The organism is Paenibacillus sp. USHLN196 (assembly GCF_037144955.1).
Classification (GTDB): domain Bacteria; phylum Bacillota; class Bacilli; order Paenibacillales; family Paenibacillaceae; genus Paenibacillus; species Paenibacillus xylanexedens_C.
Window position 1 is genome coordinate 184517 of the sequence record NZ_JBBCYH010000013.1, and the last position, 21487, is coordinate 206003.

Consider the following 21487-nt stretch of genomic DNA (forward strand, 5'->3'; position numbering starts at 1 on the left):
AAGGTAGGGAGAAATACTCATGCTTTTTTTGTTTGTAAAGTAGCCTTTCTCTCTCCCTTAAACACCATTAAGGAAAAACGGATAAACCGTTGGTACATAAGGGTTTCTGTATTATTTTTGTGTTATTGAACTCTAAAGATGAGCTGAAAACCCTTATGTACCAAGTGTTACAGAGTTTTTAAGAAGCGTTCGTATTTTTATTCTCAAATCGTTCTTTTCTTGCTTTGGCTTTTTCTTTCTTCACAATATCTGCACAATCTACACAATATAGATTCTTTTTACCTCTTGGTTCTGTTCGTTCCCCACAACGCTCACACTGGACTGAGCTATCTTTAATATTCATCTTGATATTCTCCAATATTTCAGCACCAAAGCACGACCATAATGTCGTTTTGTAGCTACTTTTCTTATGTTCATAAAGGAACTCAATCAGTACGTCTACTATGTATTCCACATCTAAACCAACACTAATGATTTCATTTCTGATAATTTGATAGATCGGGAGATTATCTCCTGTCCAATCGGCATTTGCCTGATCGAAATCCATTTTATACTTCTTTAAATCTCTTTCAGTGTAAACCTTAATTATTTCATCTCTCAAAGTATTATCTTTATGTATTTTACCACTCATAAGAACTTTATAATTGAAATTCCCCAAACCTGTTGTCCCAAAGTTTAACCGCGTATTCGGAATTACATGATCAAGCATGTTTACGATACTCCCATTTTTAACTTGTACTTTGTCCACTTCTTTATCTTTTGCATACTTGAAAAAGTGTGGAAGTTTTTGTTTCGTGATTTTCTTTTTGGCCTTGTCTATCTCCTTTGGAATCTTGGGCATATACAAGGTTTTAGCATAATCAATAACAAAATTATTTTCACAAACAAGTATCTTGATCATATCCAAGTCTACTTTATCACTATTCCAAACCTTTGATATGTTATTGCTTGTTTTACCTATGTTTCCATTCTTATAGGCTGCTTCTAGCCCCTTATATATAGTTCTACTATTTAAAAGCTCCGGTTCTGCCTTTTTCATTTCATAGTATAAAGGAACAATCCCATCCATGTTTCGTTCTGCTATTTCAACAACTAACTCATCACGACATACTAGTGATTTGTCGCCATCAACATCGAATTGAAGGAGTTTACTAATTGGATCGTGACAACTTGTATATGCGCTTTTAGTGATAAACCAACGCTTCATTTCTTTCTCAATCTTATTGGTACGGATTGCATGTTCTCGGTACAAATGAGGACTTCTTAAGCAATCCAGTTTAGTCCCGTCACCATATAATGAACAGTATACTTCTCCATTTCGCAAAAGTCCTTTAGGATTCTTATCCCCTAAAATTAAATACTCACAGAAAGCATACAGATCAGGAGCAATGAATGTGTATTTGCCATCTATGTGTAACTTCCCTCCCTTAGCTTTCTGCATAATACTTTTCTTAACTTTCTTTAATGTTTCTCTGCTATGTACATCCTTGAGTAATTCAGGGTAGATTTCTAATGCTTTTTGGTAACTATTCTTGTTTGCGTTGTGCTCTGTAACTCCTAAAACCTCTAGCATTGTATCTTTATCTGAACCAATTGCTTTTATTTTATCAATAGTCTTTTTACTGATACTGGTCAACTCTTCTTCGGTCATATCCGTCAATGTTTGAAGCATTTGATAATTCAGTTTAGCTTTCTTGGGATGATCATCTTCTATATTACAGATTCCCACTTGGCATTTATGTTTTTTAAACTTCTCTTTATAATCATCCCACGAATCATAATACTTCCAGTTCTTGAATTGACTCTTTGTTAAAACAATTTCAATTCCATCCTTGATGAGATGATATTCCTTACCGTAGATATCTTTTACTTTTCCATACTTACCAAATCCAACTTCTCTGTTATTCTCACGAATAAATTTATCAAATGGAAATGGCATAAGGAGTCCCTTTACCCATGGAGCACGAACCATGAATGCTTTTTTACTTACTTTTGGTAACATCATTCCGCATCCATCTGTATGTTCAATCGGTATATCCATCACTTTACGATCAATTTCAAATGTCTCGTGATCAATGTAATCAACTTCACAATTAACAAGAGATTCGAAATCATCAACCACAACTACTTTATCGATGTTAAAATCTTTCCATTCATCCGTTGCTGAGTTGGACAGTGCTAGATAGGCGAGATATTTGTTAACGTTAATTCCGTTACGTTTATTGATATCCTCCCATAGTAATCCGCACATCAGACTATTTTGATGTTGTTTATACAAGTCTTCTCTTATGAAAACAGTTTTCTTTGTTCTAATCTGACCAGCAGATGCAGTATAGCATATGTATTTTTTGTCTTGATACATAAATCCATTTCCAATCAAGCTATCCAAGACTTCAAAGTATTTTGTCTCAACAATGATAATGTCTTTTGAGATTTCTTTTTGATTTAATCCAATCGTCCTTGTTAAAACAGAATCAAAAACACTAATCAAATTAGAATCTTTAACCGCATCATCTCTTAATACTCTTGTTGAAGTGTTAGAACTTAACTTTTGCTTGAACTGCTCTTTCAAAACTTCGCGCATCTTTTTGCAATATTTTAAACTTCTCAGAATTTCTTCGTATTCATATTTGTCTATGTAGTAATCGTAAATATGTTTCTTGGGCTTATATCCATTTTTAATTGACTTGTTAATCTCTTTTTCGAGATTATCTAAAAATTTAAATTGATCCTCTCTAGACATCTCATAAAATTCTTTTTGTGATTCTTGGAATGTAATAAGTTGTCTGAGTAGGCTCATTCCTCCCGAAATATCCTTCTCTTCTTTATTATAGAAATCTTTAGTATCAAAAGAGTAGATCATGAATTGTTTATCTAGGCTAATATTTAAAACCTCCAGTATTATTTATGTGTTATTAATTAATTTACAGTATACTTAGCCATGAGCCAGTATCTTTTTCTATAGTTTGGATTTACAGATCCGTCACTCAACGCTGTTCTTTTATCAAAGTAAATCCCATTGATAGTGTATGGTAGATTGTTTTCAATAAAGTAAGTGTTGAGTATTTTAAATCCTTTCTGCAACTTGTTATCTGAGTCAGTTAAATAGATGATTTTTTCTATTTCAGTTTGATCATTCTTATAAAGCCTTTTGTTGATACGTTTGTCTAGGTAATTCTCCAAAGCAGACTTATCAAATTTATTGTTTTTCATTTATAACACTCCTTTGTATTTATTATTTTATTATATTTGATACTCAGTTAAGGAATAAGTAAGCCAAATGACAGACACAACGTAAGTTGTGGATGAAGGTGAAGCGACAGCCATGGAGTGAAACGGAATGGATCTCGCCACCTATTATTGTTGTGTCGTTGATACTAATTAGGAGGAAACTCTATCACCATCCTAATTAAATCACTTCGCTACGCTCGTAAACGAATTAATCAGCCTGCCGCCGTTTCCTCCTCTTGCCTAGCGGCAATTCACCTCCTTTGCGGCTTATTAGCTATTCATTTCAGGTACAATATAAGTTTGTCACTTTTACTCCCCTAATAGTATTGTTTTGTATTATAGGACTTTAAGGTGACAAACTTATGAGTATAGGTTATTCATTAAATATTACCGGATGTTGGATATCAATAAGGATTTCTGATAACTTAGACTGGTTAGTGCTGTAATTCTCACTCATCCTATATGATTTTTTATTTTCCGAAAAGAATCCAAAGAACTCATCGTTTTGTCCAATTGATTTATTATGACGCTTAGTTGAATTTTGATTTAATCTATGTATGACAGACTGGTTTAATGTAATTTCGATTTCTCGTATTGTTTTTCTACTTAACTTCTCTAATTCTTCTAGCCGTTCCCTGTTAAGGATCACACTATATGCTTCGTATATGTATTTTATCTCTGCTAATTCATAAAGTCTTTTATTTGTCTTCCTATTAAACTCCTCAATATTACCTGATGAGAATATTTCTTTTAAACTCTCATACCCCATCTTCTTTAGAATTTCTAATTGAACATTCATGATTAACTCAACCTGATCATCGCTTGCTACATCTATTTTATTATTTTTCGAAACCATAAATATTTTTGACCAGAAGATGGCTCTTCTATCTTCAAGTTCACTCAAAGATTTTTCTATATTCCTCTTTAACATGTCGTCTGCTGCATTATAAAAGTCATAAATATCAATCTTTTTTATTTTAGTCTCATTGCTAAGTCTATCTATTTGTTTCTTTCCTTGTCGGTAATTCATATTTATCATACTGAGTGCTTCAAGTAGTCTGTACTTGGATAGAATCAATTTCTTATTTCCAGAGTGTAGAAGAAGTTGAATAATCAATTCCTTAACCTGATTCAGATGAGGACTAATATTGTTTCCACCACGTTTTGGTAGTGGCTTGTTAGCTTCAAATATCTCTGTGACGACCATTTTATTTCCCTGTCGTTCAAATTCAAAATAACACTTCCATCGTTTAAGCTGTAACTGCTTTGACTTTCCTGTACATTCAATTTCTCCTATTAAACTACACATGTGCTTATAATTTCTTGCTACCGATCCTACTTGGATGTTCTCAATTTTCATTCGTTACCTCTTTTATTTGCAAACTCTCCTCTCAATCTCCCTTAATGTATTCGGATTTGATGTCCGTATTCTCATTTTAATTCATATATTCATTCTTGTAAAGTATTATTTTTATGTTATTAAAACAAATATGTCGTCCTATTTAAAGGAAGTGATCCGTTTAGAATGAAAAATTCCAGTCGTAAATTGAGGCGATAGGTGGCATAAATCAAGCCAGTAAAGGATAAATGGGTATAATGAGGTGAGTAGAGTCGTGAAAAGGCTGATATATCAATGTTTTTGAGATGTTTTTGGTCATTTTTGAGTGAAAATGGAGAGAAATTGAAGATAATTAGAGGGAAAAAGTGTTGATATATAAGGGGAATTGCGACTAGACTTCCGACTGTACTGTGTGAAAATTGATGGTAAAGGTAAGTGAAAAATAATACTGAGTCTCGGAGTAGAAGTGCTAGGGCATATTCTGGGAATTTTGTCACCTTTTTGGATTTTTAATACCCCCCGGTACTCTTCCTAAGGTGCATATAAGAATAGTTGTATGGTCTTTAGAGCGGATTAGATAGGCATAGGCATACTGTGAGCTGATCCATATTAATGAGCCAGAATTCATTTTAAAATTGGAAAATAATTGGGAGAAAATCATTTTTTTAAGGTGTTTTTTAACTGTTATAATACAGTGGCATCGACCAAAGGGTAACAGTAAAATCGGAGGGGAAGTATTCAATTTAGACTCATTCTAAACTTATACTCTATTCAACTATATATCCAGTGGTGGTCAACTTGACTACTACTCTATCCTATCCTCATGGTTTAACTCTCAGCAGTCAGTCCTATCCAACTTGGTTACCACTCCATGATCATGTCTATCACACTCAATACAATGACTCACCATCGTCTAACCATTGCTTGATACTATATATGTACTCTGCATATTTGAATTCCTCAGTTAAATTTTCAGCAGTCAAAATTGCATCCAGCTTTCCACGAATGCATTCTTGCAAATCCAATTCCACTTCATCGCTTTCAATTCCTAGATTTTGAATTCTATTTTCATTTTCAGGATATGGATTGTCGATTACGCTATACCTCTTCTGGGTCTTATCTATCTGGATAACTAGATCATACTTCAGTAGCAGATCAGTCACACACTCCACATACAGCGTTAGTGTATCGCCTTCTATGTAATCTCTCATAACTCTGAACATCTCTTCACTTCCAATCTGATTTTGTTTCACATAACACCTAAAAAACTTCGTTTAAGAATGAATATATGATTGCAATTACACAAAAATAATACTATAATAGAGATAGGTTAAGGGAAGGAGGAAGTACCATGGACCCTTGGCAAAAGACAGTAGTCATTGTATCCGTCCTAACATTCTTACGGCTAGTGTATCATGATATCAAAGAATACATAGCTAAACGTAAGAAAGAGAAAGAAGAAGAACTAGCCAAACAAAAAAAGCACCTACGTTCTGGAAAACGTAAGCGCAAATAAAATGGATGGCTCACCACAAGCCCAATGACTATGAAGGAGAGGAAGCAAACACCTCTCCACTTTTTCCCTTAACCTAAAATAATTAAGTCAATTGTATAATAGTTGTTGACTATAGTCAATCTGTATCTAAGTGTTTTGTTAAGTGTTATCCTAATGTGAGGAGTGTTATTAAATGAATAAGGAAGCATCATTAAGGTTGTCTATCGCTGCTATCTTCTTGGGTACTTCAGTCTTAATGAACAATACAATTGCCACTGTTGTCATGTCATTGGTTGGATTGTATGCTTTAATTACTGGCTTTATATACCTTAAACGTAAATAGAATATTAAGCATACATAATCCTTCAGCTCACTATATGTGGGCTTTTTGTTTTAGTTTGAACTAAGTTTAACTTAGGGTAAAGAAAAAGGACTCACCGTTAAAGTGGGAGTCCTCAAGTATGTGTAACACTATTCAATTTCACCAATCAATTTTACAATCTGGTCAGCAATGTCATCAGCTATTTCACTGTGCGGTTCATTCGTGTACTTCCTCATTGCTTCCGTCAAATAGACTGCCATCTCATATTTCCCTTTATGTCCATGCTTCTCATACAGCTTACCACTATGTACTGTGCTATCACCTTGTAACGTAAAATCAACACTGAATCCATTAGTAAATGCACTCGTTACTGTTGCACTAGATACCTTAATATCCACTATAACACCTCTTTCTGCTTGGCAATCTCATCTGCCTTAAATTTCATTCTCATGATCGCTGCTGATTCTTCATTCAATATTAGAGATATCAATTCCTCTTTTGACAATGAATGAAATACATCATCAGATATCTTGCTGTGCATTCTCATACTGGGTCTATTGGATAGATCCATATTCATATGCGTATAGAACTTATCTGTTGTTACAATACTGCTGTGCCCTAGCTGCTCTTTGGCTTCCTCTTTGGTGCCAACTTTAACAACAACATTACGGAAACTGTGGAACACAATATTGCGCTCTTTAGGTATATCTAATTCTAAACGTAAAGAATCCATCATGGCTTGTATCGCCTTGTTTCTAAGATGGAATACTTTATCATCTGTATATTGCTTATAATATTCCTGTTCCTTGATTGTAAGCAACTCTTCATATAACCAAGTGGGGATACTTACAGGAATCTTCTTTCCACCTTTAACTAATACATTAAACTCATAATACCCATACTTGTTATTGTACGTGATATCTTTAAAACAAATATCGAGCAACGATGATTTACGCAATGATGTAGTGTAAGCCATACGGATCAAGGCTGCTTTCTCTACTCCCTTGCGCTGTTTAACTACAAGTTGCGCCATATGTTCGGCTTCATCTGGAAACAACGATCCTGCATGTTGAGGGTTCTCTATGAGTGAATTAATTTCAAGGTTAATCGACTTAACATTGTATTCGTTTTTCTGCAAAAATGCATATAAGCTACGTATTGCATCAACCATATTATTGATAGTTGTATTTTCATACTCTAAAGGATGATTTCTAAGATGTGTTTGATACTCAATAAACTGAGCATTCTTTATTGGTAAATCTTCTGGATCTAGTTGCTCAGGCATTTTATTTGCATACCACATCATGAATTTACAGATATTGCGCTCATATGTCCTTTGAGTATGGCTACTAGTGAATGAATTAATAAATCTTCTTATGTCCGCATATACGGATTCGTTATGCAGTCCAGTAACATTATAGATTGTACTCATATGTATGTTCCCCCTTAATCATATTATAGTATTATTTTCGTAATACAATACTTATTTTAATTCTTAATGCAAATATCTATGTCGCTCATCAATTTATCAAATTGAAGTTTGTTAATTAAATCTGTTGCGTTAGCTCTACATATTAAATCTTTCACTCTTTTTTTCAATCTACGAATACATGTCAAATGTTCCTTTATTCTCATTCTTTGTTCACCAGTATTATCTTTGTTTGATAGCTTCCTTATTAGTCCTCTGTATTTGAATTCGAGTCTATCTTCTGACTCAAATAAATATTCATGCATTCTATTCCCATGGGCGCTAAGGTTAACAGAGAAGTTCGAATCATTTTTTGGTCTTTCTGGATTCGCAGACATATTCAATCCTTCTATATCTTTGAACAGAGACCTGTTCAACACAGTGCCGTTTATATTCATCATCTTATGATTCCTAACCAAAATTGATATGACAGTCCAATAACCATTGTGGTATAAACGATATTCTTCCAATTGAATTTGACTTTTAACATGTTGTTCCCTCCTATTTTATCCAAAATATCATTTTTAGAAATTTAATAATTTTTTCTTTCTTGGTTAACTCTATTTCTGATGGTAAGGGACGCAATACAATATCAAATAAATCTGCAAATAGAGATTCAAACTCATTTAATTCTCGGCTGTATGGTGGTAGCGTTTTAGCATCAATCAAGTCAATCATTGTCTGAAAACGAATGTTAGATTCCTTTGCCCTCTCCATCATTGCAACAACCATAGCCACATCTAAACCATATAAGATAAAGTATTTATCAATTGCTATGCGTGTACGGAAATAATGATCAAACTTCCAAGCTTCCTTTTCATCTGGTGGTAAGTTGTCATAGTCCTGCTTGTATATTTCGTTTACATCCATCTGTTCACACTCCTAAAGGGGGATGCAATTTGCATACTCCTTGCTTAGTAGGGGGGTGCCAAATCGTCACCCCCTTGAAACTAGGTTTAATCGAGTTACAATTTTAAATTTTGTTGATCAATCAGTTTAGAAAACACATTGAAGTCAGCTATGCTAAACCTTGATATGTCAATTTGATCATCATACTCAAAGATCCAATCATAGTATCGGATAGTTACTAGATAGTATCTGTCCCTCAAATACCTGATAATCACCTTTCCTTGCTCCAATTCATATTCAGTGCCACCTAGGAATTCTACATCTAAATTTTCAAGTTCATACTTGTACATCGCTTGCTTAATCCGCTCATGTGCTTCGTAATACTCTTCAGGCTCTTCCATGTTCGACCTCCTTTTCAACGCTTCCTTTGTTGATTGCTATTTCCAATTTTTCACCTAGTGAAATTAGATAATTTGTAAACATAGTTGGTACTGTCAAGTTGTGTATTGATGGTGTTATGCGAGTAATCATAAGTTCAAGAATGGACAGGAGGACATTGTTAAGTAGTGTTAAAAGTTTGTTCATAGCCCTACTCCTCTTTTCCCCTTCAAAGGGGGAAACTATTTTAATCGTTGTTAGGTGAATTGTTCGAATACAATGTTTCTCATTACAGTACGCTGTTGCATTGTTCCAGTACCACATTGGTACGTACCCACAAGTGGGAATGAAATACCACTTTCATTAAATATTTGAGATAGATTTAAAATGCTCATACTCTCTTAACTTTTTAATTGCCAAGCGCGCTAGATTCTCCTTTTTATCCAAGAAGATTATTTCAATATTGGAGTTTTCCAAGCGTTGATGTAAATTCAAGATGTCGACCTTACTCTGTTGTGCAATTTTACCTACACTCTTTAATTGATTTATGAACGCCATATCGGATAGATACAGCCATACCTTAGCAAGATTTTTACTCTCTATATAATCTAATGCAAGATTAACTGAAGCAATTTGAAGGTATTGAGGTTTACTGGAATGATTTTTCTGTTCCTCGGTTAATTCAATAACATGATCAACTTTACCCACATCTTTGTGTTGCACAATATAGGATAGATATCCATGATATCCAGAACAATAAATCTCTGTGGCTTCTATTGCTGGAATTTTATATTTATCCTTTGCTGATTTAACATCAACATGGTAAATAAAATTCGTGATATCATCATTTTTTATGGATTTGATCTTGTCCCATCCCTTTTGGATATCATGAAAAGAGACATTATTTTTTATAATGAATTTAATAGGGTTGTGGTAGTTGAAAGTTAACTCAACGTTGTTTAATGCTAATAGCATTTGTCTCACTCGATGGATAAGACTTTTGTACTTAACCGAAAATCTAGTGTAATCAATATCCATGTTTAAAGCATCACAATTCAATTTACTATCAACGGTAATAAGTGCATCTTCAATGTTTAGTAATTGAAGTTTACTAAGGCATCCAAGCAATGCATAAAGACTAGCCAAATGTCTTCTTTCATATAAAAGCTTTGGTGCATTGCTTGGATTGAGACTTGAAGCTAATACGGTTTTATTATCAGGAGATGCAATTACATAAGAGTATGTATTGTTATCAGCGCCCACAAAAGCCTTATATGAATACTTATGATTTAAACTCATTCAATTTCCTCCAATTTGTAATTAAAATAGCGGTTAATAGCAAGATCGAATATGCTATACTATCATTCATATATATTGCTCTTTCTTCATCTGGGGAGATGGTATTTACAGAGAGAGCAATATATATGATCAATTCAAACGTTGTTGCGTGAATTTTTACAATACTATGTTGCTCGTTCCAGTACAGTGTTTATGTATGATTGACTATCTGCAATATAGTTCCATCATTGCATGATCAAAGTGAATCATATTATCCGTTTTCTTCAATTCCATTACATCTTTGATGTCTATGCCCCATTGTTTCATACGGTCAATGTGATAAGGAGTAATGCTATGCTTGAAGTATTGGATGAGTGCTTGAAGTGGATTGAGCATGAACATGTCCAAGAAGGATTCATCTGACATTGGATTGATGCTGAGTTGTTCTTCTCTCATCTTATGCACAAGTGAAAACACATCATATCCTGTTGGGTCGAATGGCACTCGAATCATGAATTCGTAGCGCAAATCTTCAGTAACCAAGATGGATTTTATATCAGCAATCAGTTGAATGGCTTTCTTACCTACTTTGCAGTCAGCCAATAGTTGGTCAAATGTCCAAGAAATATTACTAGCAGTTGCCATTGTAGTTTGCTCCTCTACTTGTGAAGTTGTGGATGGTTTGTTCATGAGTGTCATTATGTATTCGTCTCCTTTTTCGATATTGGAAGTTGTACCCAGTCCAAACCTGCACTCAGTTTGACACCCTCATTTTAACCCCGTAAGGTATGAGCGGCTTCAAAGGTTCTACCCTTATCACTGTGCCCCGACTTCCGTTTTGTTTGTGTGGTGCTTTACTTGATAACCTTATTATACATTAGTCACTAGCGACTAGTCAATAGTTATTAATTGATTATTTTTTCTTCTCCTTATATAATCAACTTAGTTACCATTGAGGAGGTTTCATTCATTGTTGATAGTAAAACCCCAGTTAAACAAGATTCTTACTGAACGTGGATACACTCAAAATAGTTTCTCTAAAGAATTTGATATACCGCAAACGCTAGTCAATAGATTTGATAAAAGCGTCCAACATAAGAGTGAAAACTTATTCATTATTGCACGAGCATTAAATTTGAAAATTGACGACTTGTTTGAAGTAACGGAAATTGATGACCCCGCTTCTTTCTAATACTTAAACTATTTCAGTATTGAATCGTATAGCGTAAGTATAGTCCCTCCTCTGATCCTTAGAGTGGGGATTTTGTCGTATAAATGGATGAAATATGTCGAATCGTGTTGAATAATAGTTATTTATGTATTAAATCTCTAGGTGTTAACACTTGTTATAAACTTGCTAACAGCTTATAATAGTAATATAAATCATCACGGTTATTTAAGTCAAGAGTTTTGTTAACAATTTCATAACACGTGTTAACGGAGGTTTTTTATATATGGAAACATCTTCATTTAAAAATGAGTTAGGAGAACTTCTTCGCGAATTAAGACTTGCAAAAAGTTGGAGTGTTAGAAAAGCTGGAGAAGAATCAGGAATAAGCTATCCATCAATAAGTAATTTCGAGAATGGTATACATTCATCTTCTAAAAATCATATAAAGCCATCACCAGAGCAACTTAAAAAGTTAGCTGCCGCTTATGATTATCCTTATAATCTATTGATGATTAAAGCAGGATATGGAGAGTTTGTGGAAAATAAGCACTCAGAGTTAAATGTGACTGAGTTAATGAATGCTCTTCAGGCAAGTATTGATGCTACAGAGTCTTACACTGCGATATCTGCAACAGATATGAATATGGATGAATACTTTGAATCTTTAAAGGATTTTACTTTACATGAACCAATTAAAGAATGGGAAACTGTTTCAAAAACGATTAATGAAACTATCGGAGAGAGGATGAAAATAGTTAGAGAGTTGTACGGTGTGTCTATAAACAGACTTTCAAATGAGATGACTGGAATAATTAAACACAAAAACTATGAAACGCATAGAAAATTTCCTCCTCTCTATATCCAATCAATAGAAGACGGTCATGATGAACCAGAAGCTTCTTTCATGATTGGTTTTTCAGAATACTTTGACATATCCATAGAGTGGTTAATGACCGGAAAAGGTCATGCGGGTTATAAAGTTGAAAACAGAAACAAAGATCTGGCTATTGATACAAATAGAGATGAATTTAAAAATCAATTTAAAGATATTACTATGAAGGTTATCATGGAAAATATGGATGCCATCATTAATGAAGCCGAGCACCGATCCAAGATGAAAAAACCTCCATACTAAAAAAAAAAGACCCTAATTGGGTCTTTTTTGTATTTACCATGTAAAGTATTTTATTTTAAAATAGAACATAGCAATAGCTGCAATTGCGATTAAACTGTTAATTATAATAGTTCGTATCTTTACTCTCTTCATCGTGTCATCCCCTGTTGTCCAATTTGATAAGCCAACTAGACTCCTCCACTTAGGGGAGTCATTTCTATGTATAAAATATGTTACCAGAACGGTAACAACTATCTTAAGCATACATAATTCAGACTAACATTACAATGGATGTAATATATTGGAGTTGCGAGATGAAAAAAGGATCATATGTTCTATTATTTGGGGACTCGTTAGCCTTGCTAGGATTTGTTATGGAGAGGTTTGGAGTGGAGTTAAGGTATGTTTATGTGGTGCTTGTTACGAGTGTAGTACTGTTGATTACGGCTGTGTGGATGGCTGCTAAAGGTAAATGAGGGTTTTGACATAATGTAAAAAGCCTTGAATTTGGCTCCTCAAATTTGAGGAGTGAGTTCGTTAGCCCAATTTTGGACTCTGCTTGACCTTCGTCAAATATGACGATCCCTCTACTTTTGATTTTTCTTCAATTTTCGCATCTCTTTCAATTCTCTTCTTATCTGAATCACTCTTTCCTGTGATGTGCTCCTATCAACCGATTCATTAATTAACTTATTATATCTGATTTCCAACTCGCTCAATTCAACTTTTGGCTTTTTGGGTTTGTGCTTAAACTTACCTTGCACTAACTTTACACGTTTTAGTTTCATGATCTGTTCAAACAAGTTGTCTTCTTCTCGCATTCTGTTCAATCCTTATGTCAGTAGTGATGAGCTATATTATAACACAGTCTCCTTCAAGCTGAAGGTAACTGAAGGTAGTATGTTAAACATACACCCTTTGGCTGTTGGACGCTGTGTCCAATTTTAAGACTGACGTTCATTGAGAACTTGCGTTGTACGCATTGTACAACCGTTTAACGCCGTGTTAAACCATATCGAGAAGCTATCGAAATACGTCTCCTTCAAGTTGAAGGAAAGTTGACCCGACAAAGTTGGCGGTTGAACTGGTTGACGCAATGTAAACCATATAGAGTAGTAGCAGATCATACAAAGTCATCCGATTTTCAGCGACAAGTGTAAGAGGTCATCCGTTGAATTGTTTTTCAGATTCGGCGTTTCACCGAAACTCACTAACGAATCGCGATTGAGTTTTATTTCTTGTTTCCGTAACAGAAATGAGTTAAGTAAGCACCAACAACCAACGGAAAATTCCGTTCGTTCAGCTCAACGGTAATTCACCTGTGAGAATCCAAATATGGATTTTCAGATGTAACGAATCGTTACAATCGAATCTGATAATCGTGAATCACGACAACTGAAAATTAAGGAGTCCTCACAAAATAAAAAAGCCCTCTAAGGGGCTGTATTTGAGAAGTCAGGTTTAAAGTATCCAGCATCGACCATCCAGTTTGTCCAAATTGATTCAGTCATATCGGCTAGACCATTCCATGCTGTTTGATTGAGTACACTGAAACTGGGGATGTACTTATAGAGCAAAATAGCTAATGCTGCGGCTCCAAGAATGAAAAGAAATTTTATTGCATCCAATTTAATTGCGCGTATTGTATTCATCTCCTTGATATTTATAGGGATATTATACCATGAGGTATATTTAAGATTCCAATCTAGGCTTTTATAAGGTTTATAGTCCCTTTATACTGACTATGTGTTCTACTATGTCTATCATCGGGTTACCGGATTCAGCTATTCGTGAGGCTGTAGAACGTGTTCGTGCAGCTATTAAAAACTGCGGATATCAGTATCCTTTACAGCGGATCACAATCAATCTGGCCCCCGCTGATCTGCGCAAGGAAGGATCTTCCTTTGATCTCGCCATTGCGATTGGATTACTTATGACAAGCGGCCAGCTTGTGCTTCCTCCCCACGAACGGACATTAGTGGTTGGCGAACTGGCATTGGACGGTTCGATCAGATCAGTGCCCGGTATTTTATCCATGGTTGATCTGGCCAAGCGACAAGGCTTTACGTCCGTTCTCCTTCCTTTGGATAACGTGGAGGAAGCGTCTCTGATTCGAGGTATTCAGGTATTTGGTGTTCGTCATTTACAGGATATCGCGCCGGAAAATTCAGATCAATCTGCGAGTCCGTTTGGAATACCAATTACAGCAAATGCAGGACCAATTGTGTTAAAAAATTATGCTCATCTCGCTGCTCCTAAAACAGATAGGACACAGAGGATGCAGGATAAAAGGGCGAGACAGACTCCATTATTTACGGATGACTATAGTGATGTTCTCGGGCAGCACCATGTAAAACGCGCGCTTATGATTGCTGCGGCTGGCATGCATAATATATTGCTCGTTGGGCCACCAGGTACGGGTAAAACGATGTTAATCAAACGATTGCCTACCATCCTTCCCCCATTGTCAGAAGATGAAGCGCTGGAAGTAACCAAAGTATTAAGTGCTGCAGGCAAGTTGAAAGAAGCGCCACAAGGCCTGATTGCAGACAGACCTTTTCGCTCCCCGCATCACACGATATCTACCTCTGGTCTGATTGGAGGCGGCGGTATCCCGAAACCGGGTGAAGTGAGTCTTGCTCACCGAGGCATACTCTTTCTGGATGAATTACCTGAGTTCCAGCGCCAAGTGCTGGAGGTATTAAGACAGCCATTAGAGGATCGCACAGTGACGATTAGCCGGGCGCGGGCCGCATTCACCTTCCCCGCCCAGTTCATGCTGGCATGTTCCATGAATCCCTGTCCCTGCGGGTATCTGTCAGCTCATTCAGAGGAGCAGCGCTGCATATGCAGTCCCGCTCGTGTTGCAGCGTATCGAGCTAAGATTTCAGGACCATTACTGGACCGTATCGACCTTCAGGTTGAGGTTCCTCCGCCAGGCGAGTGGCGCAAGTCTGCTGCTTCCCCTTCCTCTGCGGAAATGCAAGCAAAAGTCATCCACGCTCATCGGATTCAGGCTGCACGTTATGCTCAAAGTTCGGTCCGTTGGAATAGCCAGCTTTCGGGCACGCTTTTGCGGCGTACAATCCAACTCCCTCAAGAGGCAGAGCAGCTGTTAGAGCAAACGCTGCAAACGTTAAACCTGAGCATGCGTGCACATGATCGCATTATCAAGATGGCACAGACGATTGCCGATCTGGATCATGATGGTGAAATCGTGACAGCTCATGTGGCTGAAGCCATACAGTATCGACAACTGGATCTTAATTTATTTTGAAGCTGGAGGAGGAACAGTCCAGCTTGCCGAGAGGCAGTGAAAATACTTACGAACCTGGAGACATCAGATGAAAAGTCGAGAAGGATGTAAAGATATCTCATGCAGATTCTACAGTATAGACACGCCAACATGACAAAAAACGTACAAGCCCTTCTCTTCTGTGAAGAAAGGTACTTGTACGTAAATTTTCCTAAAACATATAGAGCTCTTGTGCAGCTGCGTTTTACCATACTATATTATTCGAAAAGAGTCAGTTTGTCCTTGGCTGGTGTACGTTCTTTGGCAGAAGGAATAACATCGGGGTATCCCATATAAATCATGCCTACAATCTTCTCACCCGCCTCTATTCCAAGAGATTTGCGGAATTTGGGAGCGTACAAAAATGGTTTGGTCACCCAGAACGTTCCTATGTCTTCACTCCAGGCTGCAAGCATAAAGTTCTGAACCAACGCACTTACCGCGGCGAAGTCTTCGTCCCATATATTCTGTCTTGGATCTTCCTCCAGAACAACAAGCATAACGGATGGAACCTGCAAAATATTGGCTGAGAATTTGTTGTCTTCTCCCATTTCTGCATCAATAGCCTCGGCCAATTTCTCCCGCCCATTCCCGGTAAACAACAAAAATCTCCATGGTTCGCGCAATTTATGGTTAGGAGCCCAGACTGCCGTATCCAGCAACTCTATAATCTGCTGTGTAGGAACAGCTTCTTTTTTGAATTTTTTCACCGTGCGACGATTTTGAATCGCATTTCTGACTTCATTCGTTGTTTTCGTAGCTTTACTCATCGGCCGTACCTCCCTGGTTATAAATAAATTTGCAACCGCAATAGTGATTCGCGGCCTAGTACAATGTGTTGGTAATAAATCAAAAGACACAACGATTACATTCTTGATTATACACTCTTCTGTTCAGAAGATTCAAAGACAGGATAATTGCTGATACCCCTTCAGTCGTATGCATATAGGAAAAACGACTCCGATACCTGATTCACCAAGGGCGATCATCATGTCGGAGCCGTCTATATGAACCAGTATCCTTACATCATTGCTATATCACGATCACGTCAAAGACTGAATCAATATGAACCTACTCCTTCAAATGTACCTTTAACAAAGTCCATTTTGTTGTACTTCTCTTGGTTACCTGCAACATCTGTACTGTAATATTCTACCACCTTGACATCCGGAGCATAAAACTTGACGGGTCCTTCATAGTTCTTCCATTCTCCCCCATTGATTCGATATTGAGTTGTTTTTACGCCCGAACCTTTGACTTCGTCCGTTGCCTGGAGCCTGAATGTAAATCCCTTGACGTATGTCGTCCCATTTACAGTATCTGTAATAGGAACTAATCTGTACTTGGTTACAGGAGGTGTTATGTCCGCATCTTTCATAAGTACGATATTAAACGTATTATGATCTCCTTGTACGAGGGTAACAATCTGGCTCGATTTTAAATATCCTGCTGCTTCCCCCGTTATTGTTCTGGCACCTGTTGGAACGCGCTTTATAAAATAGTTTCCTTGAGCATCTGTTGTTGCCGAGCCTCCAGCATTCACTTTAGCTCCACTAATTGGATTGCCCGCCTCATCTAAAACTTTTCCTCGCACGTGTGCTGCTTCTGTCAAAACAACATCTACTACCAGGGTTGCCCCCGCTCGAACATCTAAGCGATCCTGTTCATAAAGCATATAATCGGCAGAATCTGCCCAGATTGCTATGTTTGGATTGTAGTCGTAATCAAGTCCAGTAACGGCATACCGCCCTTGCTGGTCTGTCCTAACTGGACGATCCAAGGCCCCTGTTACTTTCACCAGAGCATCTGGAACCGGCTTCCCTGTCTGATCCGTTACAGTCCCTATAATTGTAGAAGGTTCATATAGCTCGAAATTAACAAGGACCTGTTCCCCTTCTGATAAATAGTAGGTATTACGGTGCCTGTGTGTCACATAGCCCTCTGCTTCAATTATAAAACTAATTTCCGTATAATCCAGGACAGACTCAAGTATGGAGTAACTTCCAGTGCCATCTGTCTTCACACTTTTTTCAGTCTCTTCCCCTTGATATCTAAGAGTATACTTGATTGTTGCATCCTCGATAGGAAACCCCTCAAGATCAATAACTTTACCCGATATTCTTGCCTGGGTAGACGGATCAGCTGCATAAGAAACTCCGGAATACATCATTCCACATAAAATGAAAATTAAAGATAGTGCACTTAGTCGAATCATCCATTTGATACTAGTATGCATCTTCTCACTACACCTCACTATATATTTTATGAATCTAACGTTCCTCATTAACCTCTTTTAACTGACTAAAAGCTCAAGCTTCCAGAATTCTCCGTCCCAAACATATTGCCAGATGCCCTGCCCACCATTCATGGTTTGACTGATATCCAGTACCTCCATCCGAGGACACTCCCATACTCTTTTTACTGTGTTGTTCGAAGCGTTCTGAAGCTCTTCCATACATCCCACCAACCTCTCTTTAATTTTTCAACGTTCTTATTTTATTACAAATGATACAATTTGTATCTATAATTTCTGAAATTAAACGATTTTATTATGTCGCACTTTCCTTCGTTTGGTCTTTTCTTTAAGTTGAATCAAAAAAAAAGCCACAGTTCCCGTGTAGAGAGGAAATGTGGCTTTAGTTATTGACTGTTATCAAACAAAAAAGGGTCTATGATAAGACATAATAAACTTGTACTTTGAGAAAAGATATAGAATATATCAGGAACTTAGAAAAGATACATTTCGTAACATTATTAGCGCAATATCTTTTAGTGTAAACCTTAAAAAGCATTGATAATGTGATCCACTGAGACAACATCACCTGTTTGATTAAGCATCACGGCGATTACATCAAAACGGATCTGATGATCCGTCTCTCCCGTCATTTGCAAATACACGGACGCGGTTGAACGTACCTGCTGCATTTTACGCATATCGATCGATTCCTGAGGTGTACCGTACTGAGCGGCTCCACTTCTGCTTCTTACTTCTACAAAGACAATCAGGCCCTCACGGGAAGCAATGATGTCAATCTCACCGCTACGGCAACGCCAGTTCTGTCTAATGATCCGATAATCATTCTCTCGCAGCCAACGACAGGCAGCCTCTTCACCTAATCGACCTTTCTGCTGTCGTGTGAGCTTCATTCCAGGAGCCTGGCCCACTCTACGTTCTACCATGACTCATCTTCCCCACGTCCCGAAGCCAGTCGATCTGCACGGTAGACATACGTTAGAACCTCTGCTACCAGTTGATACAGTTCTGCCGGAATCTGTTCATCCAGATCCAACTTGGAGAGCACTTCCACAAGAGCTGCATCCTCTTGAACAGCTACTCCGTTTTCTTTGGCTTTATCCAAAATGGCTTCTGCGACTTTACCGCGGCCTTTGGCTACAACAACGGGTGCTTCGCTCTCTCCAGGGACATATTTTAGGGCAACCGCTTTTTTGGAGAGCAGATCCGGTTGTGACGACTCATCTTTCATACTTTCAAGTCCACCCCTTTGTATCGTTCAGGACTATAGTCCGAGGCTGACATTTTACGTTCCGCGCCAGGTACCTGGCCCACTGGCCACGGCTCCGCCTTGAAGGTGAGCAATTGGTACCCCAACTTGTCTAGAGCCTGATGGATGACCTCTCGGCCACTTTCCAGAAGCGGCCCCATCCCTTCGCGATCATTCAAGACACGCAGACTGACAATGTTGTTAACCACATGTACATCAACCAGCGTAGGTCCGAGACTTTTCATGTCGAGATCAAACCACAGACGGCAATTGGATGCATCCAGCTCCCCGCGTTGACCCCGGCGTGACTGAATCTGAACGGAAGCTGTTTCTTCCCCGTCCGGTCCGGTGATTGGAATAAACCAGTGCATCTGTGCAAACGTAGCACTGCGATCGGTCGTTAACAATAACTGCTGACCCGTCAGATATTGCACCGCTTGTCCGGCGGCATCCTTGAGTGCCGCCGGCGCACCGTCGCTGCTGGCAAGTTGCAGCAGCAAGCCCTTCAGCGTGTCAGCATTCGCCGGACTCGCCGCATCTCCCACGCGCGGCTGCGCAGCCGCGCCGTGAACGGCCTGCTGCTCGTGCTCCGCACCGAGCAGCTTCAGCACGCGCCCTACCCACGGGTCTCCCTCGTGGGTGACAGGCGCGGGCACTGCCGCAGCTCCCGCAGGCGCTGCGGCACTACCGCCAGCCGGCGGCGCATCAGCGCCGGCTGGCAACGGCTGCGGCACGCCTCCGGCAGCCGCAGCCGCCTGGCCGCCCTGCGATGCAGGGGCGGCCTGTACTGCCGCACCAGGCTGTGCCGGTGCGGCAGTGGACGCGCTGCGCAGGGCGTCCAGCAGCGCCAGCAGCTTGGGCGCCAGCTGCGCTGCCGTAGGCGCTGCTGGCGCCGCCTGGCCTGCTGCGGACGGAGTCCCTGCAGCAGCAGGCGTTTCAGCGCGGCCGTCAGTCCGCCCGGTCGCGCCTGCTTCAGGCTGGCCCGCACTTACGCGGCCAGCCACAGATTCTGCAGCCGCCCCTGGTGTACCCGGGCGGCTCCCAGCTTGGCCCGCGTCAGTTCCGCGCGGGCTCTCTCCAGGTATTCCCGTTCCAGACGGAATACCTGTGGCCCCCTTGCCAGCCGTTTCAACGTTACTCGTAACGGCCTTCATCCCGGCTTCAGCATTTACTGTGCCTCCACCAGTCTGCATGTTTCCTTTCACCGCAGTACCTGCATCCTCTGCCCCACTATCAGTCATGGAAATAGATCCTGCCAATGCCGCTTGTCCTTGTTGCGTTGACAAAGCAGGTGTTCCTGCTCCAGATACCTGACGACCATTGCTTGATGCAATCAATCCTTCTTCCGCCTGTGCTCCATTCAGCATGACAGGTACACCAGCCACAATACCCGGTTTCATCGCAGCAGATTGTTCTCCATTCACTACTGGTTTACCTGTTGTTTGTGTCAGCATCGTTTCCAACTGATCAGCCAACCCGCTTAACAACTGATGCAAAGGGGGGCCAAACACCGTCTGATGTAATCCTTTTACCGTTTCCGCCGTAACCGGAAGACCACGCTGAAAAGCAATTCCTGTCGCCTGCACCCATTCTTCCACAGGTACCTGTGCGGGTTTGGCTGTCATCATATTCTGGACCAGAGCCACATTATCCTTCGTTAGCGGCAATCCGCTACGCTGCATGGCAAGTAACAGTTCACGATTCCCTTTCGTATCCGGCAAGCCTACATCCTTAAGCAGGTTGTTCAGCGAAGCTTGTGGCAGCTCAGCAAGTGTACCCGCCATAGGTTTCATTACCGTTATGCCATTTTCACCTGGAGGCTGCACTTGAAGCAACGTGGTCTCACCCGGACGGAGTGGAGTCTCCAATTTGGCGCGCACCTGCACACCTTGAATCTGCAGAACCGCATCCCCACCATCATCGGATACACTTACCACGGAACCGCGAACTACCTGACCTTCCTTTAATTCAAGCGGCTTGGCATTGCCGGGCTTACTATCTCCCATTAACCCCTTTATCATGGAACCGATATTCAAATCTCTCC

Annotated in this window: 23 protein-coding genes; 5 read left to right on the top strand and 18 right to left on the bottom strand. The window is 39.2% G+C overall.

Annotated features, from left to right (window positions below; all coding sequences use genetic code 11):
* Nucleotides 1-178: 178 nt before the first annotated feature.
* The 4 genes from WFI24_RS26615 to WFI24_RS26630 form a co-directional block, all read right to left on the bottom strand.
* Entirely contained in the window at nucleotides 179-2863 is a 2685-nt protein-coding gene (locus WFI24_RS26615; RefSeq protein ID WP_336764977.1) for a hypothetical protein, read from the bottom strand.
* A gap of 56 nt (nucleotides 2864-2919) precedes the next feature.
* Nucleotides 2920-3213 (bottom strand): hypothetical protein, encoded by a 294-nt coding sequence (locus WFI24_RS26620; protein WP_336764978.1) that lies wholly within the window; start codon nucleotides 3211-3213, stop codon nucleotides 2920-2922.
* Nucleotides 3214-3604: 391 nt separating this feature from the next.
* Nucleotides 3605-4591, bottom strand: coding sequence for a hypothetical protein (locus WFI24_RS26625; protein WP_336764979.1), 987 nt, complete (start codon nucleotides 4589-4591; stop codon nucleotides 3605-3607).
* Between the two features lie 869 nt (nucleotides 4592-5460).
* Nucleotides 5461-5823 carry a hypothetical protein gene (locus WFI24_RS26630; protein ID WP_336764980.1) on the bottom strand — a complete coding sequence of 121 codons (363 nt, stop codon included), beginning with the start codon at nucleotides 5821-5823 and terminating at the stop codon, nucleotides 5461-5463.
* Nucleotides 5824-5921: 98 nt separating this feature from the next.
* On the opposite strand from WFI24_RS26630, the gene WFI24_RS26635 reads away from it, so the two are divergent.
* Entirely contained in the window at nucleotides 5922-6086 is a 165-nt protein-coding gene (locus WFI24_RS26635) for a hypothetical protein (RefSeq protein WP_336764981.1), read from the top strand.
* Nucleotides 6087-6258: 172 nt separating this feature from the next.
* A complete protein-coding gene (locus WFI24_RS26640; RefSeq protein ID WP_336764982.1) occupies nucleotides 6259-6408 on the top strand; it encodes a hypothetical protein in 150 nt (49 codons plus the stop codon).
* Between the two features lie 128 nt (nucleotides 6409-6536).
* Here WFI24_RS26640 and WFI24_RS26645 read toward each other — a convergent pair whose 3' ends face one another.
* From WFI24_RS26645 to WFI24_RS26675, 7 genes are all read right to left on the bottom strand, one after another.
* Nucleotides 6537-6785 (bottom strand): hypothetical protein, encoded by a 249-nt coding sequence (locus WFI24_RS26645; protein ID WP_336764983.1) that lies wholly within the window; start codon nucleotides 6783-6785, stop codon nucleotides 6537-6539.
* Nucleotides 6785-7819 carry a tyrosine-type recombinase/integrase gene (locus WFI24_RS26650; protein ID WP_336764984.1) on the bottom strand — a complete coding sequence of 345 codons (1035 nt, stop codon included), beginning with the start codon at nucleotides 7817-7819 and terminating at the stop codon, nucleotides 6785-6787. Before WFI24_RS26650 ends, WFI24_RS26645 begins: the two co-directional genes overlap by 1 nt.
* Nucleotides 7820-7875: 56 nt before the next feature.
* Nucleotides 7876-8193, bottom strand: coding sequence for a hypothetical protein (locus WFI24_RS26655; RefSeq protein WP_336764985.1), 318 nt, complete (start codon nucleotides 8191-8193; stop codon nucleotides 7876-7878).
* A gap of 163 nt (nucleotides 8194-8356) precedes the next feature.
* Nucleotides 8357-8725, bottom strand: a complete 369-nt coding sequence (locus WFI24_RS26660; protein WP_336764986.1) for a hypothetical protein — start codon at nucleotides 8723-8725, stop codon at nucleotides 8357-8359.
* 95 nt (nucleotides 8726-8820) lie between these two features.
* Nucleotides 8821-9105 carry a hypothetical protein gene (locus WFI24_RS26665; RefSeq protein ID WP_336764987.1) on the bottom strand — a complete coding sequence of 95 codons (285 nt, stop codon included), beginning with the start codon at nucleotides 9103-9105 and terminating at the stop codon, nucleotides 8821-8823.
* Nucleotides 9106-9445: 340 nt separating this feature from the next.
* A complete protein-coding gene (locus tag WFI24_RS26670) occupies nucleotides 9446-10381 on the bottom strand; it encodes a hypothetical protein (protein WP_336764988.1) in 936 nt (311 codons plus the stop codon).
* A gap of 204 nt (nucleotides 10382-10585) precedes the next feature.
* Entirely contained in the window at nucleotides 10586-11059 is a 474-nt protein-coding gene (locus WFI24_RS26675) for a hypothetical protein (RefSeq protein ID WP_336764989.1), read from the bottom strand.
* Nucleotides 11060-11330: 271 nt separating this feature from the next.
* Here WFI24_RS26675 and WFI24_RS26680 point away from each other — a divergent pair, with 271 nt between their 5' ends.
* Both WFI24_RS26680 and WFI24_RS26685 read left to right on the top strand, forming a co-directional pair.
* Complete coding sequence (locus tag WFI24_RS26680; protein WP_336764990.1) at nucleotides 11331-11552, top strand: helix-turn-helix domain-containing protein; 222 nt, start codon at nucleotides 11331-11333, stop codon at nucleotides 11550-11552.
* Nucleotides 11553-11814: 262 nt separating this feature from the next.
* On the top strand, nucleotides 11815-12666 hold the full coding sequence (locus WFI24_RS26685; protein WP_336764991.1) for a helix-turn-helix transcriptional regulator: 852 nt from the start codon (nucleotides 11815-11817) through the stop codon (nucleotides 12664-12666).
* 566 nt (nucleotides 12667-13232) lie between these two features.
* Here the strand turns inward: WFI24_RS26685 and WFI24_RS26690 are convergent.
* On the bottom strand, nucleotides 13233-13466 hold the full coding sequence (locus tag WFI24_RS26690; RefSeq protein ID WP_336764992.1) for a hypothetical protein: 234 nt from the start codon (nucleotides 13464-13466) through the stop codon (nucleotides 13233-13235).
* A 935-nt stretch (nucleotides 13467-14401) separates the two neighbouring features.
* Between WFI24_RS26690 and WFI24_RS26695 the strand changes: the two genes are divergently transcribed.
* Complete coding sequence (locus WFI24_RS26695) at nucleotides 14402-15922, top strand: YifB family Mg chelatase-like AAA ATPase (protein ID WP_336764993.1); 1521 nt, start codon at nucleotides 14402-14404, stop codon at nucleotides 15920-15922.
* A 236-nt stretch (nucleotides 15923-16158) separates the two neighbouring features.
* Here the strand turns inward: WFI24_RS26695 and WFI24_RS26700 are convergent, their stop codons facing one another.
* The 6 genes from WFI24_RS26700 to WFI24_RS26725 form a co-directional block, all read right to left on the bottom strand.
* The gene (locus WFI24_RS26700; RefSeq protein WP_336764994.1) at nucleotides 16159-16710 is read right to left on the bottom strand and encodes a nitroreductase family protein; all 552 of its coding nucleotides are present in this window, start codon (nucleotides 16708-16710) and stop codon (nucleotides 16159-16161) included.
* Nucleotides 16711-17000: 290 nt separating this feature from the next.
* A complete protein-coding gene (locus tag WFI24_RS26705; protein ID WP_336764995.1) occupies nucleotides 17001-18224 on the bottom strand; it encodes a carboxypeptidase-like regulatory domain-containing protein in 1224 nt (407 codons plus the stop codon).
* A gap of 9 nt (nucleotides 18225-18233) precedes the next feature.
* On the bottom strand, nucleotides 18234-18395 hold the full coding sequence (locus tag WFI24_RS26710; protein ID WP_336764996.1) for a paeninodin family lasso peptide: 162 nt from the start codon (nucleotides 18393-18395) through the stop codon (nucleotides 18234-18236).
* A gap of 326 nt (nucleotides 18396-18721) precedes the next feature.
* Nucleotides 18722-19120: a YraN family protein gene (locus WFI24_RS26715; RefSeq protein WP_336764997.1), complete on the bottom strand. Its 399-nt coding sequence runs from the start codon at nucleotides 19118-19120 to the stop codon at nucleotides 18722-18724.
* Nucleotides 19114-19425: an EscU/YscU/HrcU family type III secretion system export apparatus switch protein gene (locus WFI24_RS26720; protein ID WP_336764998.1), complete on the bottom strand. Its 312-nt coding sequence runs from the start codon at nucleotides 19423-19425 to the stop codon at nucleotides 19114-19116. The genes WFI24_RS26715 and WFI24_RS26720 overlap by 7 nt, the downstream gene beginning before the upstream one ends.
* Nucleotides 19422-21479 (bottom strand): DNA ligase, encoded by a 2058-nt coding sequence (locus WFI24_RS26725; RefSeq protein ID WP_336764999.1) that lies wholly within the window; start codon nucleotides 21477-21479, stop codon nucleotides 19422-19424. Before WFI24_RS26725 ends, WFI24_RS26720 begins: the two co-directional genes overlap by 4 nt.
* Between the last annotated feature and the right edge of the window lie 8 nt (nucleotides 21480-21487).

Excerpts from the sequence above, each read along its gene's own strand:
- WFI24_RS26615 (WP_336764977.1), bottom strand. The coding sequence starts at position 2,863 with ATGATCTACTCTTTTGATACTAAAGATTTCTATAATAAAGAAGAGAAG.
- WFI24_RS26620 (WP_336764978.1), bottom strand. The coding sequence starts at position 3,213 with ATGAAAAACAATAAATTTGATAAGTCTGCTTTGGAGAATTACCTAGAC.
- WFI24_RS26625 (WP_336764979.1), bottom strand. The coding sequence starts at position 4,591 with ATGAAAATTGAGAACATCCAAGTAGGATCGGTAGCAAGAAATTATAAG.
- WFI24_RS26635 (WP_336764981.1), top strand. The coding sequence starts at position 5,922 with ATGGACCCTTGGCAAAAGACAGTAGTCATTGTATCCGTCCTAACATTC.
- WFI24_RS26640 (WP_336764982.1), top strand. The coding sequence starts at position 6,259 with ATGAATAAGGAAGCATCATTAAGGTTGTCTATCGCTGCTATCTTCTTG.
- WFI24_RS26650 (WP_336764984.1), bottom strand. The coding sequence starts at position 7,819 with ATGAGTACAATCTATAATGTTACTGGACTGCATAACGAATCCGTATAT.
- WFI24_RS26655 (WP_336764985.1), bottom strand. The coding sequence starts at position 8,193 with ATGTCTGCGAATCCAGAAAGACCAAAAAATGATTCGAACTTCTCTGTT.
- WFI24_RS26660 (WP_336764986.1), bottom strand. The coding sequence starts at position 8,725 with ATGGATGTAAACGAAATATACAAGCAGGACTATGACAACTTACCACCA.
- WFI24_RS26665 (WP_336764987.1), bottom strand. The coding sequence starts at position 9,105 with ATGGAAGAGCCTGAAGAGTATTACGAAGCACATGAGCGGATTAAGCAA.
- WFI24_RS26670 (WP_336764988.1), bottom strand. The coding sequence starts at position 10,381 with ATGAGTTTAAATCATAAGTATTCATATAAGGCTTTTGTGGGCGCTGAT.
- WFI24_RS26675 (WP_336764989.1), bottom strand. The coding sequence starts at position 11,059 with ATGACACTCATGAACAAACCATCCACAACTTCACAAGTAGAGGAGCAA.
- WFI24_RS26685 (WP_336764991.1), top strand. The coding sequence starts at position 11,815 with ATGGAAACATCTTCATTTAAAAATGAGTTAGGAGAACTTCTTCGCGAA.
- WFI24_RS26690 (WP_336764992.1), bottom strand. The coding sequence starts at position 13,466 with ATGCGAGAAGAAGACAACTTGTTTGAACAGATCATGAAACTAAAACGT.
- WFI24_RS26695 (WP_336764993.1), top strand. The coding sequence starts at position 14,402 with ATGTCTATCATCGGGTTACCGGATTCAGCTATTCGTGAGGCTGTAGAA.
- WFI24_RS26700 (WP_336764994.1), bottom strand. The coding sequence starts at position 16,710 with ATGAGTAAAGCTACGAAAACAACGAATGAAGTCAGAAATGCGATTCAA.
- WFI24_RS26705 (WP_336764995.1), bottom strand. The coding sequence starts at position 18,224 with ATGAGGAACGTTAGATTCATAAAATATATAGTGAGGTGTAGTGAGAAG.
- WFI24_RS26710 (WP_336764996.1), bottom strand. The coding sequence starts at position 18,395 with ATGGAAGAGCTTCAGAACGCTTCGAACAACACAGTAAAAAGAGTATGG.
- WFI24_RS26715 (WP_336764997.1), bottom strand. The coding sequence starts at position 19,120 with ATGGTAGAACGTAGAGTGGGCCAGGCTCCTGGAATGAAGCTCACACGA.
- WFI24_RS26720 (WP_336764998.1), bottom strand. The coding sequence starts at position 19,425 with ATGAAAGATGAGTCGTCACAACCGGATCTGCTCTCCAAAAAAGCGGTT.